Source organism: Tessaracoccus flavescens (genome assembly GCF_001998865.1).
Taxonomy (GTDB): Bacteria; Actinomycetota; Actinomycetes; order Propionibacteriales; family Propionibacteriaceae; genus Arachnia; species Arachnia flavescens.
Map to the genome: position 1 here is coordinate 1,595,660 of NZ_CP019607.1, position 16,317 is coordinate 1,611,976.

Genomic DNA, 16,317 nt, shown 5'->3' on the forward strand with positions numbered 1-16,317 from the left:
TGCGTCAGTCCTTCGACACCTGGACGGCGTGGCCGCCGAACTGGTTGCGCATCGCGGCGACCATCTTCATGGCGGGCGAGTCCTCCTGGCGCGATACGAAACGTGCGAAGAGGCTGGCCGCGATGGTCGGGACGGGGACGGCGAGGTCGACGGCGGCGTTGACCGTCCAGCGACCCTCACCCGAGTCCTCGGCGTAGCCCTCGATCTCGTCGAGGTGCGGGTCGGCCTCGAGGGCGCGGACCATCAGGTCGAGCAGCCACGAGCGGATGACGGTGCCCTCGCGCCACGACTCGAAGATGGCGGGCACGTTGGTCACGATCGGGGCCGCCTCGAGGAGCTCCCAACCCTCGGCGTAGGCCTGCATCAGGCCGTACTCGACCCCGTTGTGCACCATCTTGGCGAAGTGGCCCGCACCGTGGGACCCGGCGTGCACGAAGCCGAACTCGCCCTCGGGCTTGAGCGCCTCGAAGACGGGCATGGCGATGGCGACGGCCTCTTCAGGTCCGCCGACCATCAGCGCGTAGCCGTTCTCGAGACCCCACACGCCGCCGGAGGTACCGACGTCGAGGAACTCGATCCCAGCATCGGCCAGGTACTCGGCGTGCTTTGCGTCGTGGGTCCACTTGGAGTTGCCGCCGTCGATGATGATGTCACCGGGGCTGAGCAGGGGCTTCAGAGTGCGGATCAGCGGGTCGACGACGTCGATCGGCACCATCAGCCAGATGACGCGGGGGCCCTCCAGTTGGCTGACCAGGTCGGCCTCGTCACGCGCGTCGGAGATGTCCGGATTGTGGTCGAGCCCGACGACCTCCACGCCGTTGCGCCGCAACCTCTCGCGCATGTTGCCGCCCATCTTCCCCAGACCGATCAGACCGATGCGCATGCTTGCTCCTTGAGAGACGATTCTTCGACTGAAACGCTACCGCCTCCGACAAGCGTCGAAGGCGGTCCGTGCGGGAGATCAGCTGGGCAGACGCATCAACATGATCACGTGGCGGTAGTCGGTGAGCGGATCGCCGTCGATGCTGCCGAGCCCCATGATCAGGCAGGGCTTGCCCGGCAGGGTGAAGGAGAAGTGCGCGTAGGGCGCGTCGACCGCGGTCAGCGCGTCGAGCAGGTAGTGCGGGTTGAAGCCCGCGTCGGTGATCGACTTCTCGTCGCCGACAACCTCGATCTCGGCCTCGAGCGCCTCGGAGGCCTGCGCCTGGTCGCCGGTGGCGGCCTCCAGCGCGATGTGGTCGTCGTTGATGCGCATCCGCAGCGGGGTGTTGCGCTCGGCGACGAGCGAGACTCGCTTGACTGCGGCGAGCAGGTCGGAGGTGTTGACCCGCACGGAGACGGTCGCCTGGACGTCCATCAGGTGGCGCACCTTCGGGAACGCCTGGCTGAGTAGACGGGTGGTCGCCTCACGGCTGCCGAGCGATCCCTCGCCGACGAAACCGGCCAGCCCCTCGCCCTCGGCCTCGGTGGTGGAGAGCGCGACGGTGACCGTCTCGCCTGAGGTCATCGACTTGGCGGTGTCAGCGAGCACCTTGCCGGGGATGAGGACGTTGGCCTCGACGTCGGGGTTGTTCGGGTTCCAGGTGAGCTCCTTGAGCGCCATGCGGTAGCGGTCGGTGGCGAGCAGCGAGAGCGACTCGCCGTTGATCTCCAGCTTGATGCCGGTGAAGACGTTGAGCAGCTCGTCGCGGCCAGCGGCGACGAACACCTGGCCGACGGCCTTCTCGAACGCGGAGGCCTCGACCTGCCCGGTCTCGGTCGGCATGTCGGGCAGCGTCGGGTACTCGTCGACGGGGAGGGTCTGCAGCGTGAACCGAGCCTGGCCGCAGGTCAGCTCGACCTTCGAGTGGTCGGAGACCATCTCGACGGGCTTGTTGGGCAGCGACCGGGCGATCTCCGAGAGGAGGCGACCCGAAACGAGGACCGTGCCCTCGTCGGAGACGGTGGCGGGGAGCTTGACCTTCGCCGATGTGGTTGAGTCGAAGCTGCTGAGCGTCAGCCCGTCGCCATCTGTCTCCAGCAGCATGCCGGCGAGGATCGGTGCGGTGGGACGGTTGGGGAGGCTGCGGGCCACCCAGGCCACGCCGTCGGCCAACGCGTCGCGCTCAACTCGGATCTTCACGAAGCTCCCCTTTGATTTCGTTGTGCAAAAAGCTCGTCGCCAGCATCATAGCTGGGCTGTCGCGCCGATCGCTTGTCTAGGTGATCGAATCTACCTCAACCACAACATATGGGGGTCCGGCGAGCGTGCTGAGCGTCTGCCGACTCCCGTTTTTTGAGCAGGCTCCCGCGAAGCGGCGGCGCCGTCGGCTTCCCGTTCCTTGAGCAGGGCCGCCCGCAGTCCTGGCCCAGCTCCTCATGCGGTCAGCCGTCGTGGCCGGGACCTTGCGACGACGCCTCGCGCGACTACGTCGGCGGAGGCTGCTCAAGGAACGGATGGGACGACGCCTCGCCCCACGTCAGCGGACGCTACTCACGCGACGCGAGTGCGCGCGACTGCTCAAGGAACGAGGGCCCCGACGTCACTGCGTCACGATTGAGTCGAGGACGTTGAGCCGGGCCGCCCGGCGGGCGGGCAGCGCGGCGGCCAGCACGCCGAAGAGGGCGGCGAGGGCGACGAAGACGGCCAACTGCCAGCCAGGCACGACAAGGGTGTCGATCCCCTGGTCGCCGAGCAGCGACACGAGGGCACAACCGAAGACGATGCCAAGCAGAACACCGAGCAGGGCGCCGAGGATCGCGACGATCACCGACTCCAGCGTCACCATCAGGCGAAGCTGCCTGCGGGTCATGCCGACGGCGCGCAGCAGGCCGACCTCGCGGGTGCGTTCCATGACCGACAGGCCGAGGGTGTTGACGATGCCGAGCACCGAGATGACGACGGCGAGCGCCAGAAGCGCGTAGATGACGGCGAAGAGTTGGCCAAACTGGTCGATCCGCGCCTGGACGTACTCGTGCACGTCCGAGACGGTGACCGTCGGCTGGTCGGAGACGCTCTCCTGCAGGCCGTCGCGGACCGCCTCGCTGTCGGCACCGTCGGCCGCAAAGACCACGACGTTGTTGACGAGGGCGGTGTCGGCGACCTGTCCGTAGGCCTCCATCGGCACGATGACCTGACCGGTCTGAAACGCCGTGTTCCAGTTGTGCACCCCGGTGATCAGCACCTCGACGGAACCCTTTGGGCCGGTCAGGTCGAGCAGTTGGCCGATGGCCAGGCCGTGCTCGGTCGCGTAGTCGGTGGCGACGACGGCGGGCAGCACTCCCCCGTCGGCCTCGAGGGTGCCGGCGATCAGGTCGAGGCTGGTGCCCTTCTCGAGCCCGTCCTTCGTGGTGCCGAAGATGCTGACCGGCTCGTCCTGGCCCTTGACCTGTGCCGCGGAGTTGAAGTAGCCGTAGACCTCGCTCACGCCGTCGACCGAGCGCATCTCGTCGATCACCTTCGCATCGAACGGCTGGAGGCTGACGGGGGCGATCAGGAAGTCGCCATGCTGGTTCTCGGCGAGCCGGTCCCCGAGGGAGGTCGTGGTGCTGGAGGCGAGGATCGCGACGGTGGTGACGAGGGCGAGCCCGATCATGAGCGTCGCGGCGGTCGCCGCCGTGCGGCGGGGCTGGCGGACGGCGTTGAGTTGCGAGAGCTTTCCCACCTCGCCGAACATCGCGGTGAACGCCTTGCCGAAGAGCCACACGAGCGGGGCACCGATCACGGCAGCGGCCAGCACCATCCCGATCAGCAGCATCGCGGCCGACACCCCGAACCAGACGAGCGGCTGCGGCACATTGAGCCAGGTGGCGCACACGATGCCCGCGACGCCGAGCTCGACGAGGACGACACCGACCATCGGCAGACCGCCCACCTTCTCCGGCCCGGACTGCACGGCCGCGGCCAACGCCTCGACCGGCCTCGTGCGGGAGGCGCGCCGCGCCGGCAGGTAGGCGGCGATCATCGTGATCACGATGCCGATCGCGTACGACGAGACCACCGCCTGCCAGCTGAGGGAGGGCGAGACGGGCCCGAGGTCAAGGCCGACGGCCCGCAGCCCGACGAGGATCCCCCACGTCAGTGCATAGCCTGCTGCCAGCCCGAGGCTCGCTCCGAGGACGCCGATGATCAGGGCCTCGAGCAGGACGGAGTTGCGCACCTGCGAGCGCTTGGCCCCGATCGCACGCAGCAGGGCCAGCTCGCGGGCCCTCTGAGCGACCAGGATCGAGAAGGTGTTCAGGATCAGTAGCGTCGCCACGAGCAGGGCGATCCCGGCGAAGACGAGCAGGAAGATGTTGATGAAACCCAGCCCGACGTCGAGCTGTTCCTCGATGGTGGAGGCCAGCTCGTCCCCCGTCTCCGCCGTGAATCCTGCCGGCAGGACGTCGCGGATCGCGGACGCGACCTTGCCTGCGTCGGCGTCGGGCGTGGTCTGGACCCAGGCGGCGTAGAACCCGTCCTGCCCCTCCTGGACGAGTTCCTGGATCCGCTCGAGCGTGAAGAACAGATAGCTGGCCCCCGCCGTCGACCCTGCCCCGTAGGTTCCGGTGCCGACGAGGGTGAGGTTCTGGATCCCGTCGACAGGGGTTGAGACCTGCACCGTGTCTCCGACGACGTAGCCGCCGCGTTCGACCGTCGCCGGGTCCATCACGACCTCGTCGTCAGCCTCGGGCGCGCGGCCCTCCACGATCCGGGCGCCGGTGAGGCCACCTGCGGCCGGGGTGTCGTGCCAGTTCATCGCGATGCCGGGCGCGCCGGGGAAGGAAAGCAGGTCGCCGTCCTTGTCGAGCGGGAAGACCTGCATGCTCGAGACCATGCCGACGGCTTTCTGCACGCCGTCGACGGCGGAGATCTCATCGATCTGCGCCGGCGTCAGCAGCGGAAGGTCACCGGGGGTGGTCGGCTGGGTTCCGACGATCCCGCCAGCCTCGGAGCTGACGTTGACGTCGGCAAGCGATCCCTTGATGATCTGGTCGAAGCTGGATCGCAGCAGGTCGGTGAACATCAGCGAGCCGCACACGAACGCGACGCCGAGCACGATCGACAGGGCGCTCAGGACGAGGCGGACCTTCCGGGCCCAGAGCGACTTCAGCGTTGCGCGCAGCATCGGTCAGTCCAGGGCGGCGCGTCGGGCGACGGAGCGTTCGACTGTCGGTTCTTCCTCGTCGTCGGGTTCGCCGCGGTGTGAAGGAGCATGGCCCCCGTCGCGGTAGACGGCCGACCTGTCGGCCTGCGGCTCGAAGGCGGTGGGCTCGGCCTGGTCCGCGGGCTCCTGTGCCTTGGCGGACACCTCCGGTGCGCCTTCGCTGGTCGCCGATGCCTCGTCGGCCTCTGATGCGGGAGCGCGGAACGGTTCGTCGTGCGCCTTGTCGTGCCTGGGATAGATCCGGGCCATCGCCTGCAGGAGTTCCTCCTGGCTCGCGCCGCGTAGCTCGTCGACGATGCGGCCGTCGGAGAGGAAGACGGCCCGGTCGGCGTAGCTGGCGGCGTGCGCGTCGTGGGTGACCATCACGACGGTCTGCCCAAACTCGTCGACGCTGCGGCGCAGGAAGCCGAGCACCTCGGCGGCCGAGGTGGAGTCCAGGTTTCCGGTCGGCTCGTCGCCGAAGACGATGTCGGGCCGGTTCATCAGGGCGCGGGCACAGGCGACGCGCTGCTGCTGGCCTCCGGAGAGCTCGGAGGGCTTGTGGGTGAGCCGGTCACCGAGGCCGAGGACGTCGACGACCTGGTTGAACCACGCCTCGTCGATCTTGTGCCCTGCGATGGCGAGCGGGAGGACGATGTTCTCGCGGGCGCTGAGCGTCGGCACCAGGTTGAACGCCTGGAAGATGAAGCCGATCCGGTCGCGCCGCAGCACGGTCAGTGGCGTGTCGGCGAGGCTTGAGACGGCCGTGTCTGCGATCCACACCTCGCCGTCGGTGGGGGTGTCGAGCGCCGCCATCAGGTGCATCAGGGTGGACTTTCCCGAACCCGACGGCCCCATGATCGCGGTGAACTCTCCCTTGACGATCTCGAAGTCGACCCGGTCGAGCGCCGTGACAAGGGCAGATCCCGACCCGTAGATCTTGGTGAGGCCCTTGGCCCGCGCTGCGATGCTCACGCTCCCCACGGTAGCAGCGCGCCACCTCGCATCCGGGCTGGTCAGCGCCGGAAGCTGTGGTCGCCCAGTTCGGTGATCAGGTCGAGCAGGATCCGGCTGCTCGACTCGCGGGAGAAGCGGCGTGCCCGGTCGGGGTCGTCGTGACGCTGCGGCGTGTACCCGTCCAGGAACCTGCCGATGGACTCCTCGTCGTCGTGCACCCAGTACACGCCCTCGACCCCGTCGAGCATCGGATGCAACGCCGAGTCCTCGACGGTGCCGTGGTGCAGCAGGATCAGGTCGAGGCCGGCGAGGAGGTAGTCGAACACCTTCGTCGGGGTCTCGATGCCGCTCTCGGTGACGTAGGCGACTCCGGCGTCGAGTCCCGCGAGCGTGCTGAGCACCGTGTCGCGGTCGACCCGGCCATGGTTGACGACCCGCGCCCCGTGGGTCTGCGCGATCGGGAGGCCGAGGTGGTGCAGCTCGATGTCGCGACCCTGTAGGGAGCGCAGGAGCGGGTCGATCGGCGTCTGCGCGAAGACCTGGCCGGCGTGACCGAGCCTCACGCCGTCGGAGGAGGGACGACCGGTCGTCCCCGGCGCGACCGTTGAGCGCTCGTCGAAGCCGTTGGGGATCACGACGATGCGGGTGTCCGGCTCGGCCTTGACGACGAGCCGTCGCGTCACCTCGTTGACGGTGGTGACGACGTCGGCCTCCATGTTCCAGCCCCGCTCGGAGTCGACGGCGTCGGCGCGGGCCTCGTCGGAGAGGCTGGCCCGCGGATTGAGCGCGAACGGGTCGCGGTAGTCGACGACGGTGCGCGCATACCAGCGCCGCTTGGCGTAGCGGGCGAAGTCGAAGTAGGCGAACGGATTGCCGCTGAGCACGACGACGTCGTAGTGATCGTCGCGGGCGTCGAAGTACTTCTCGAGCTGCCAGGTCCAGAAGCCTGCGATGTGCGCCGACGGTGAGTAGGCGCGTTCGCGGTAGCCCGCGAGGGTCTGCACGGCCCACGACTCGAGGGCGCCGGTGCCGGAGGTGAGGGCGGCAGCGCCGAGGTCCGGCACGACGTGCAGCCGCTCCGGCGGGTCGGGCCATTCGGTGGCTGTGACCAGGTCGACGCTGACCCTGCCTTCGGAGAGCTGGGCGAGCTGTTCGAACCAGTAGTTGACCCGCTGCACGCCTACTGTGGCGGCCGGACCCGAGTAGTAGCCGACGAGCAGCACCCGGGTGACGCCGTCCTCACGGGTCAGCGCCTCCGGTGCCGGGCGCTCGGGAAGCGGCACGAGAGGTGTGTCGGGAAGCTCGCGGATCGCGACGGGCCACCGCGAGGTGAACGCGTCCAGGTCCTCGGCCTTCGGCACGAAGAAGCCAGCAGCGGAGGTCAGCAGCGCAATGGCGCCTGGGCTCCCGATCGGGAACTGGTGATCGAGCCAGACGCCGAACGGCCAGCCGCGCGAGGCGCCTGCCCACAGAGCGAGGTCCATGGCGTAGCCGTTGGGCTCGACGATGGGCATCGGACGGTGGATGTGCTTGGTCAGCCAGTTCAGCACGTTGTTCCACAACGGCTGGCTCGCCCCCTCGAGGGAGCCTCGCTCGATGCGCAGGCTGGGCTCCGGCATGGCGACGGTCTGCTTGGGATCGAGCCCGGCGAAGCGCAGCAGCTGCCCGTCGCGCAGGATCACCTTCCAGCCGCGGCGGCTCGCTGCTTCGGCGATGGCCGGGTCGTCGGAGAAGACGACGGGGGTGTGGTACCTCATGCGGTGCGCTCCCGGATCAGGTCGAGTTCGCGGGCGATGGTCGCGTCATACCCGCACTGGCGGCGCACCCGGTCGGCCGCGGCAGCCGAGAGGGCTGGCATTTCTTCGGGATGGTCGACGATCCACGAGATGGCCTCGGCGAAAGCGATCGGATCGTCGGGGCGGGGAAGCAGCGAACTCGCGTCGTCGGTGAACTCGGGGATCGCGGCGACCGGGTTGGTGATGGTGACCATGCCGCTCGACATCGCCTCGCCGAGCATCACGCCCTGGGTGTCGAAGCGGGTCGGGCAGAGGTAGACGCCGTGGTCGAAGTGCTCGGCCGCCATCTCGACCGGAGTCGAGTAGCGCTCCTCGATCCGGACGTTGGCGAACCCGCGCAGGCCTGACGTCTCGGTGGCGAACAGCGGTCCGAAGCCGCGCACGGTGATGCTCAGCCGGTCGAAACCGGGTCGGTGGGCGAGGTGTTCCAGGGCGCGCAGGGCGATGTCGTTGCCGTAGTTGCGCACGGTGAATCCGCGCATCAGCAGCAGCTTCGTCGCCTCGTCAGGGCGACGGACGCGGGCCCTGAAGAGCTCGGTGTCGATGTGGTTGGGGATGACGTGGGAGACGCGGGAGTCCACTCCGACGTCGAAGTGGGCGAGGTCCCGCTGGAACGCGGAGACGAACACGACCGCCGCCTCGCCGTCGTCGAAGAGTCGGCCGGCCGCCCTGAACCGGCCGGCGTTGAGCTGGCGGCGCTGCTGGGTGATGGCGGACAGTTCCCTTGACGTGTGGTTGCTGGCCAGGCGTCGGTAGTCGCGCAGTTCGTAGCCGTGGAACCACACGGCGAGCCTCGCGGAGGGAACCTCGTCGAGCAGGTTGTCGATGACGCCCGGGTCGGGCGAGTGGGCGAGCACCGCGCACCTGGCGCCCGCAGCGTCCTTCAGCAGCGGCGTGAGCCCGGAGGCCGGAATGCTCAGGAGGTCGACGGCGTCGACCTCGTGGCGGGCGGGCTCGGTTCCGGAGAGGTCGATCACCGCGCCGCGAAGGCCTGCGCGCTGGTAGGCCTGCACCCGGGTGCGGACGAACTCTCCGCCGTTGCGCCATCCGCGTGGGTAGCGGGGCGTGACCAGGACGTAGTCGAGGTCGGTGAAGTCGGGGGTCATGACGACGAGCGCACCTGCCGGACAACCTTGCCGGCCGTGCGGCGGGCCTTGCGCACGGCACGCTCAGCCAGACCGGGCGGCGGGGGTGGCGGCGCGGCTGGTCTCGCCTTCAACGACGCGTTCTCGGCGGTGAGCCGCTGCACCTCGTCACGAAGCTCCTTCGCCTCGACGATGACGGCCTCGAGTTCCTGTTCGCGGACGCTGAGCCGCTTGGCAAGGGCCTGGAGTTCGCCGTCCGTCTCTGCGGCGCTCGCCGCCATGCGGGTCATGTCCTCGCGGGTCTTCTCGAGCTCGCGCTGGAGCAGGAGCCGGAGACGCTCGTTGTCGTCGGCGGAGTCGCTCATGGCTGGCAGTCTATCCATCGCGATCAGGCGGCCGACTCGTCGGGCTGGTGAACCCCGAACACGTTTCCGTCGGGATCGAGGAAGTATCCCTGCCACGCCATCCCGGGCAGCGCGGTCTTCGGCACCGCCACCTCTCCCCCGTTACCGAGGATGGTCTCGGCGACCGCATCGAAGCTCTCCACCCCCATGGCCAGCACCGCAGCGCTGACGGGATTGTCGTCGACGACCGGTACGCGTCGCTGCACAAGCGCACCGTTGATGCCTGGTTCCTCGTCCTGGCCGGTCACGATGGCGAAGTACGGCTGACCGGCGTACTCGCTGAAGTCCTGATAACCCCAGCCGAACACGGCGGAGTAGAAGTCACGGGCCCGGTCGAGGTCGTCGACGTGGAGCTCGAAGTGGATGGGTCGGGAGGCCATGGACGCCACCTTTCGTCGCGTCCATCGTGCCAGAGGCCAACGAGGGGCAGAGGTTTCCCACACACGTGACTTGTAGTCCCTTGAAGTAATTACATCTTCTTCTTACTCATAACCCCTGTGGATCCTGTGGATAACCGACATCGAGCGTAGTCGATCGGGAGATGGACGTGTTGACCGGCTGTGGATGGAACCAGAACTACACGGGGAGGATTTGTGGAGAGTCTCGGGGCGGAAAGTTATCCACAGGTGGTTCCCCAGGCGTGGACACAGGGTTGTGCCCAGCCTCTGACCTACGATTCGAGGGCCGAGAGCAGCCCACATGGCACAGCGTGAGAGCATCCACCCAGCCGGCGAGAACCAGCGGACCCCGAAGCCGGACCGTGAACCTCCGGGTCCGGCAGACGCGGTTGCGTTCGCGATCCTGACCTTGGTCGGCTTGTGCATCGCGATCGTCGCGACGACGGTCGTCGACCCCACCGCCGCCGACGGGGCATGGACCATGGTGGCTATCATCGCGGTGCCTGCGACGGTCGTGGCCGGCGCGATCCAGATCCTGACCTACCGGCTCTCGCTCAACCGCTCGACCTCCAAGTCCGTCTGGCTCTGGCCTTTCGCGGTGCTCCCGGTGGTGCTCATGGCGGTGATGTGGTTCGCGGTCAGGGGGACCCCGGACTACTACGCCGACGGCGGCAGCGTGCTCGGCGCGTGGGCGATGATGCTGCTTCCGCTGCTGATGGGCATGCTGCTGGGGCCGATCGTCTGGTTCTTCGTCCTGTTCCCCCTCGGCTTCCTGATCAGTGCCCTCGTTGGGCGTCTGCGCGGCGACAAGGGTGACAGTGTGCTCGTTCCGCTGATCTGGTTGGGCATCACGGCGTGCATCCTCCTGCTGACCTTCGGCGGCGACTTCGCGGGAAGGCGGCCAGGCATCTTCGCGCTGATCCCCGCCCTGACTGGCCTCCCGTTGGGATACGAGGTCCAGGTGCCGTGGATGCTGTGGGTGGTGCGGGGCTTCGCTCTCCTGTGCATCGGGCTGGCCGTGTGGGGCTGGTTGCGTCGGCGGGCCGTAGCGAGGGCAGCGGGGGCGGATTCATGACCTCCGACGCCTACGACATCGTCGCCCGGGCCTACGCCGACACCTTTCCCGACCTCAGGGCCGAGGAACCAGAGGAGATCGCGTTGATCGACCAGTTCGCCGCGCTGGCGGGCGTCGACGCGCTCGCCCTGGATGCCGGATGCGGTGCCGGCCGTGTGTCCTCCCATCTGCGCGGCCGGGGGCTGCGCGTGATCGGGGTGGACCTCTCCTCCGGCATGCTCGCGATGGCCCTGCGCGACCAGCCGTGGCTGCCGACCGCCGTCGCGACCGGTGGCGAAGCTTCTGGTGGGCTCTCACGTCTCTTCACGTGGTCTGCGGTCGTGGTGGGGGCCTTTCGTCGACGCCTCGCGCGACTTCGTGGTTACTGCGTTCCTTGAGCAGGGTTGGCCCCGCGGAGCGGCGGCGCCCGTCGCCGAAAGGTACTGATGCTGGTCTGGAGTCTTGGCCAGAGCCTTCATGCGGTCCGCGGTCGGTTCGGATGTCGCGGGTTCAAGTCTTGTTGTTCACCCGGGGCATCTCGTGAGCTGCCACCGCGTGCTGATGTCGACCCGCCGGATGAACCGCCCCGAAGAAACGCCGGCGAAGATCCGGCCGGGGTCAGGACTGCTTGATCTGGTTGGTCAGCTCGGTGACCTGGTTGTACAGTGCGCGGTCCTCGCCGATCTTCTCGCTGATCTTGCGGACCGCGTGCAGCACCGTCGAGTGGTCGCGGCCGCCGAACTTGCCGCCGATCTTCGGCAGCGACAGATCCGTCAGCTCGCGACACAGGTACATCGCGACCTGGCGTGCCTGGGCGATGGTCTGCACGCGGCTCGAGCCGGTCAGATCGTCCATCGTGATCCCGAAGTAGCGGGCTGAGGCGTCCATGATCGTCTGCGCGTCGACCGGGGCCGCGTCGTCGGGCATGAGGTCGTTGAGGACCTCCTCGGCAAGCGTGACCGTCATCTCCTGCTGATTGAGGCTTGCCAGCGCGGCGACGCGGGTCAGGGCGCCCTCGAGTTCTCGGATGTTGGTCGGGATCCTCGAGGCGATCAACTCCAGCACCTGGGTGCCCGCTGTGAGGCGCTGCGAGGCGACCTTCTTGCGGAGGATCGCGATGCGGGTCTCGAGGTCGGGCGGCTGGATGTCGGTCATCAGGCCCCACTCGAAGCGGGACCGCAGCCGAGGCTCCAGCGCCTCCAGCAGCTTCGGGGGCCGGTCGGAGGTCATCACGATCTGCTTTTGCGCGTTGTGCAGCGTGTTGAACGTGTGGAAGAACTCCTCCTGGGTCTGGATCTTCGATTCCAGGAACTGGATGTCGTCGACCAGGAGGACGTCGACGTCGCGGTAGGAGCTGCGGAACTCGGCCGTGCGGTTCGACGAGATCGCGTTGATGAAGTCGTTGGTGAGCTCCTCCGTCGAGACGTACTTGACCCGGAGCTGCTCGTAGTAGTTGCTGACGTAGTGCCCGATGGCGTGCAGCAGGTGCGTCTTGCCAAGCCCGGAGGGGCCGTAGATCATCAGCGGGTTGTACGACTTCCCCGGCGTCTCGGCGACAGCTGCGGCGGCGGCGTGGGCGAAGCGGTTCGAGGAACCTGCGACGAAGGACTCGAAGGTGTAGCGCGGATTGAGTCGCACTTCCTGAGGCTTGGAGCGCGGAAGCATCGGCTGGGGCGGCAGATCCGCAGGCGGTGCCGGATCCTCGACCGGCTCCTCGAGCACCACGTCGGGGTTGATCATCACCGCGAGATGGGTGGGTTGTCCACAGGCGTCGCTCAGCCTGTCCTCGATCTGTGCACGAAGCCTGGTCTCGACCCGTTCACGCGTCGTCTCGTCCGCGACCGCGAGCATCAGGGTGCTGCCGTGCATCTCGAGCGGACGGGTGCGGCGCAGCCAGGCGCGGGAAGACATCTCCGCTGTGGCGATGACCTCTTCCCAGAGGTTCGCCAGGTCCGGCGTCGGTGATTCGCTCACCCCACCCACTTTCATGGCGGAACCGGTTAGTCCGCCTCGTCACTCGTCCACATAGTTGTCCACAAGAGGGTATAACTCTCCCTCAAGGTCTGCACCCTCGCAGGGTCTGTGGATAACCGGCGAGACAGAACAACGAAACTAGTGCTCTTCGCTCAGGTTCGCAAGGCGATTTCTCGGAATCGTCGGTGTGTCGACTGGACTACACGACTGTAATTTGCTTAGTCGCTTGGCTGGACCACTGTTGGTTTGGCTAACAGGGCTCTGGGCACGTATCGTTGACCAGTCGCCATCTTTCGGTGGCCACTTCCCCCTGCCCATCCGGGCAGTTGCCAACACTTCGACTTTAGAGGGAGTAATCCCATGAGCAAGCGCACGTTCCAGCCGAGCAACCGTCGCCGCAGCCGCACCCACGGCTTCCGCACCCGTATGCGTACCCGCGCCGGCCGCGCGATCCTGAGCGCCCGTCGTCGTAAGGGTCGCGTCGAGCTCTCCGCGTAAGGACCAGGGCGTCCGTGCTGCCGGGTCCACGCCGTCTCAAGCGGCCAAGTGATTTCGGTACCGCTGTACGGCGTGGGTCTCGAGCCGCGACGCCGACAGTGGTGGTGCACGTGCGCCGGAACCACCTTCAAGATCCACCCGAGTTCACCCGGGTGGGTTTTGTTGTCTCCAAGAAGGTGGGCAACGCCGTGACACGCAACCGCGTGAAGCGTCGTCTACGCCACCTCGCCGTCCCCCTTGATGCACCGTTCGTGACCGACGTCGTCGTCCGGGCCCTCCCCGCTGCCGCCACCGAGCCGCAGCGCCTCGGGGAGGACCTGCGCGTCGCGTGGGAGCGGGCGTTCGCCAAGGCCGGAGCCTGAGATGCTGAAGTATCCGCTGATCTGGTTCGTCAAGGGATGGCGTCGGTTCATCTCGCCGATGTACGGGGACGTATGCAAGTTCCATCCGACGTGTTCGGCCTACGGGCTGACCGCGCTGGAGACCCATGGCGCCGTCAAGGGCGTCGGGCTGATTTCCAGGCGCCTGGCCCGCTGCCACCCGTGGTCAATGGGTGGCGTGGACTATGTGCCGGGCACGCCGGAGGCGGCTGCCTGGGCCCAACAGAATCAAGATGTTTCCCGGGACCAGGCGTCCCACTCGATTGAGGTGTCTTAAGTGATCGATCTGTTCGTGTCGCTGAATCTCTGGGACGGCTTCATGAGCGTGCTGTCCTCGATGATGCAGCCGCTCTACTGGGCAGTCTCGGGCCTGCTGGTGTTCTTCCACTGGGTCTTCACCCCGCTGCTCGGTGCAGACTCGGGATGGAACTGGGCGCTGGCCATCGTCATGCTGACGGTGACCATCCGTACCCTGCTGATCCCGCTGTTCGTCAAGCAGATCAACTCGGCTCGCAACATGCAGCTCATGCAGCCGAAGGTCGCGGAGCTGCAGAAGAAGTACGGCCACGACCGCGAGAAGCTCGGCCAGGAGACGATGAAGCTCTACCAGGAGGAGGGCGTCAACCCGATGGCCTCCTGCCTACCGCTGCTCATCCAGATGCCGATCTTCATCGCGCTGTTCCGCGTGCTGCAGGGCGTCGCGGACGGCCACATCCGCGGCACCTGGCTGAAGAACGCCCCCGAACTGGTCGACTCGCTGCAGAACGCCACCATCTTCGGCGCTCGGATCGCTGGCACCGTCTTCCCGATCACCCCCTTCGGTGCGACGCAGGTCGTCGGCATCATCCTGGTGATCGCCATGGTCGGAACCTTCTTCGTCACCCAGCTCCAGCTGCAGCGCAAGAACATGCCGCCGGAGGCGCTGACCGGCCAGGCCGCGCAGATGCAGAAGATGATGCTGTACTTCTTCCCGATCATCTACGCCGTGTCCGCCGTCGTCGTCCCGATCGGCGTGCTGCTCTACTGGCTCACCTCGAACCTGTGGACCATGGGCCAGCAGGGCCTCCTGATCCGCAACAACCCCGCCCCCAACACCCCGGCCTACATCGACTGGGAGGAGCGGATGCTCGCCAAGGGAAGGGACCCGGAGGCGATCGTCCTGGAGCGGGCGGCCAAGCGCCGCAAGAACAAGACGAAGGAGCCGCTCACCTCGCGCCTGCAGAAGGCCGCGGAGGGTGCAGGCACCTCATCCACCAGCACCGCAGAGACGGAGACCGAGGCGCCCAAGATCGTGCGCCAGCAGGTCACCCGCCAGACGGTCCGCACGACCGAGGATGGCCGACGCATCGTGACGCGGCAGTCGCCGAAGTCGCAGCCGCGGTCGTCGCGCAAGAAGAAGTAAGCCACGCCTTCGGGCACGAGGAGAGGAACCTCCCATGTCGAATCATGAGTCAGAGGCCAGCCTGCTGGCCGAAGGCGACCTCGTCGCCGACTACCTCGAGGAGCTGCTGGACATCGCCGACCTCGACGGTGACATCGAGAACTCGGTGCAGGATGGCCGCGCGTTCATCGTCATCGACACCGACGACGAGCGCCTCGTCGGCAAGGACGGGGAGGTCCTCGACGCCCTCCAGGAGCTGTCGCGCCTCGTCGTGATGACCGAGAACGGGCACCGTTCGCGCCTGATGGTCGACGTGGCCGGCTACCGCGCGAAGCGCCGCGCCGAGCTCGTCGTAATGGCGAAGGACGCGATCGCCGAGGTCCAGGAGACCGGCGAGCAGGTGCGCCTCGCTCCCCTGAATGCCTATGAGCGCAAGATCGTCCACGACGAGGTCGCCGCTGCCGGTCTGGTCAGCGAATCCGAGGGCGAGCCGCCGACGCGGCGCGTTGTGGTGAGCAAGCAGTGACGACCGGGTCGTCCACGGAGGCCGCGGCAGAGGAGATCCTCACCGCGGCCTTTCCGCATGCCGCCGAGGAACTGCGCAACTACGCGGGGATCCTCGGTACGCGCGGGATCGAATGGGGACTCATGGGGCCCCGTGAGGGTGACAAGCTGTGGCAGCGCCACATCGCCAACTCGCTCGCGCTTGTCGACGTGATCAGCACCGGCGCCGAGGTAGCTGACGTGGGAAGTGGCGCGGGCCTGCCGGGCCTCCCCGTCGCCATCGCGCGGCCCGATCTGCGCGTCACGCTGATCGAGCCCCTGCTGCGCCGCGCCAACTTCCTCAAGGAGGCCGTCGACGAGCTCGGCCTCGGCGACCGGGTCACCGTCCTGCGCAGCCGCGCTGAGGACACCAGGCAGCACTTCGACGTGGTGATCTGCCGCGCCGTCGCCCCGCTCGACCGGCTGCTCAAGTGGACCACTCCCCTGTTCGTGCCTGGCGGGATGCTGGCCGCCCTGAAGGGCGAGTCGGCCGAGGACGAGATCCGCGCCGCGGGCAACGTCCTGCGCAACGCCGGACTGAGCGCCGAGGTGCTCGAGCTCCGCGCGGCCCCCGGCGTCGAGCCGACCCGCGCCGTCAGGGTCGGCTGACCCGGCTGGTGCACTTGGTGCGATGAGCACTTTTCCGGGTTCGTTCGGCGTTGCTGGGTGTCGTCTGGAGTGGATGCGTCGGGGGCAACATCGAGTCCGGATTAGTGCTCAAGGTTTCCAGGGTGCCGTGTGG

Annotated in this window: 16 protein-coding genes and 1 pseudogene; 8 read left to right on the forward strand and 9 right to left on the reverse strand. The window is 67.6% G+C overall.

Translation table 11 applies throughout. The features are described 5' to 3' along the window. Nucleotides 1–4: 4 nt before the first annotated feature. The 8 genes and pseudogenes from gnd to BW733_RS07645 all read right to left on the reverse strand — a co-directional run bounded on the left by gnd (nucleotide 5) and on the right by BW733_RS07645 (nucleotide 9,727). On the reverse strand, nucleotides 5–883 hold the full coding sequence (gnd, locus tag BW733_RS07610; protein ID WP_077349347.1) for a phosphogluconate dehydrogenase (NAD(+)-dependent, decarboxylating): 879 nt from the start codon (nucleotides 881–883) through the stop codon (nucleotides 5–7). Nucleotides 884–961: 78 nt separating this feature from the next. Continuing rightward, a complete protein-coding gene (dnaN, locus tag BW733_RS07615; RefSeq protein ID WP_077349349.1) occupies nucleotides 962–2,122 on the reverse strand; it encodes a DNA polymerase III subunit beta in 1,161 nt (386 codons plus the stop codon). A 400-nt stretch (nucleotides 2,123–2,522) separates the two neighbouring features. Continuing rightward, entirely contained in the window at nucleotides 2,523–5,087 is a 2,565-nt protein-coding gene (locus BW733_RS07620; RefSeq protein WP_077349351.1) for an ABC transporter permease, read from the reverse strand. 267 nt (nucleotides 5,088–5,354) lie between these two features. Further along, a pseudogene (locus tag BW733_RS17835) lies at nucleotides 5,355–6,089 on the reverse strand (ABC transporter ATP-binding protein); the annotation flags it as partial. A gap of 32 nt (nucleotides 6,090–6,121) precedes the next feature. Continuing rightward, the gene (locus BW733_RS07630; RefSeq protein WP_077349353.1) at nucleotides 6,122–7,819 is read right to left on the reverse strand and encodes a glycosyltransferase family protein; all 1,698 of its coding nucleotides are present in this window, start codon (nucleotides 7,817–7,819) and stop codon (nucleotides 6,122–6,124) included. Beyond that, nucleotides 7,816–8,964 carry a glycosyltransferase family 4 protein gene (locus BW733_RS07635; protein WP_077349355.1) on the reverse strand — a complete coding sequence of 383 codons (1,149 nt, stop codon included), beginning with the start codon at nucleotides 8,962–8,964 and terminating at the stop codon, nucleotides 7,816–7,818. The genes BW733_RS07630 and BW733_RS07635 overlap by 4 nt, the downstream gene beginning before the upstream one ends. Beyond that, nucleotides 8,961–9,308, reverse strand: a complete 348-nt coding sequence (locus BW733_RS07640) for a hypothetical protein (RefSeq protein WP_077349357.1) — start codon at nucleotides 9,306–9,308, stop codon at nucleotides 8,961–8,963. The genes BW733_RS07635 and BW733_RS07640 overlap by 4 nt, the downstream gene beginning before the upstream one ends. Before the next feature lie 23 nt (nucleotides 9,309–9,331). Next, nucleotides 9,332–9,727 (reverse strand): VOC family protein, encoded by a 396-nt coding sequence (locus BW733_RS07645; RefSeq protein ID WP_077349359.1) that lies wholly within the window; start codon nucleotides 9,725–9,727, stop codon nucleotides 9,332–9,334. Between the two features lie 319 nt (nucleotides 9,728–10,046). On the opposite strand from BW733_RS07645, the gene BW733_RS07650 reads away from it, so the two are divergent. Together BW733_RS07650 and BW733_RS07655 are read left to right on the forward strand one after the other, a co-directional pair. Continuing rightward, nucleotides 10,047–10,820, forward strand: coding sequence for a hypothetical protein (locus BW733_RS07650; protein WP_077349361.1), 774 nt, complete (start codon nucleotides 10,047–10,049; stop codon nucleotides 10,818–10,820). Further along, nucleotides 10,817–11,197: a methyltransferase domain-containing protein gene (locus BW733_RS07655; RefSeq protein ID WP_077349363.1), complete on the forward strand. Its 381-nt coding sequence runs from the start codon at nucleotides 10,817–10,819 to the stop codon at nucleotides 11,195–11,197. Before BW733_RS07650 ends, BW733_RS07655 begins: the two co-directional genes overlap by 4 nt. Before the next feature lie 220 nt (nucleotides 11,198–11,417). On the opposite strand, the gene dnaA is transcribed toward BW733_RS07655, so the two are convergent. Continuing rightward, complete coding sequence (dnaA, locus tag BW733_RS07660; protein WP_077349365.1) at nucleotides 11,418–12,788, reverse strand: chromosomal replication initiator protein DnaA; 1,371 nt, start codon at nucleotides 12,786–12,788, stop codon at nucleotides 11,418–11,420. 345 nt (nucleotides 12,789–13,133) lie between these two features. On the opposite strand from dnaA, the gene rpmH reads away from it, so the two are divergent. Genes rpmH through rsmG form a run of 6 tightly spaced genes read left to right on the forward strand, consistent with a single transcriptional unit; the run spans nucleotide 13,134 to nucleotide 16,184 of the window. Further along, the gene (rpmH, locus tag BW733_RS07665; RefSeq protein WP_077349367.1) at nucleotides 13,134–13,271 is read left to right on the forward strand and encodes a 50S ribosomal protein L34; all 138 of its coding nucleotides are present in this window, start codon (nucleotides 13,134–13,136) and stop codon (nucleotides 13,269–13,271) included. Nucleotides 13,272–13,285: 14 nt separating this feature from the next. Continuing rightward, on the forward strand, nucleotides 13,286–13,633 hold the full coding sequence (gene rnpA / locus BW733_RS07670) for a ribonuclease P protein component (protein WP_077349369.1): 348 nt from the start codon (nucleotides 13,286–13,288) through the stop codon (nucleotides 13,631–13,633). A 1-nt stretch (nucleotide 13,634) separates the two neighbouring features. Further along, nucleotides 13,635–13,928: a membrane protein insertion efficiency factor YidD gene (yidD, locus tag BW733_RS07675; protein ID WP_077349371.1), complete on the forward strand. Its 294-nt coding sequence runs from the start codon at nucleotides 13,635–13,637 to the stop codon at nucleotides 13,926–13,928. Beyond that, a complete protein-coding gene (gene yidC, locus BW733_RS07680; protein ID WP_077349373.1) occupies nucleotides 13,929–15,053 on the forward strand; it encodes a membrane protein insertase YidC in 1,125 nt (374 codons plus the stop codon). 34 nt (nucleotides 15,054–15,087) lie between these two features. Continuing rightward, on the forward strand, nucleotides 15,088–15,558 hold the full coding sequence (locus BW733_RS07685; protein ID WP_077349375.1) for a Jag family protein: 471 nt from the start codon (nucleotides 15,088–15,090) through the stop codon (nucleotides 15,556–15,558). A 35-nt stretch (nucleotides 15,559–15,593) separates the two neighbouring features. Then, nucleotides 15,594–16,184: a 16S rRNA (guanine(527)-N(7))-methyltransferase RsmG gene (gene rsmG, locus BW733_RS07690; RefSeq protein ID WP_077352827.1), complete on the forward strand. Its 591-nt coding sequence runs from the start codon at nucleotides 15,594–15,596 to the stop codon at nucleotides 16,182–16,184. The last annotated feature ends 133 nt before the right edge of the window (nucleotides 16,185–16,317 follow it).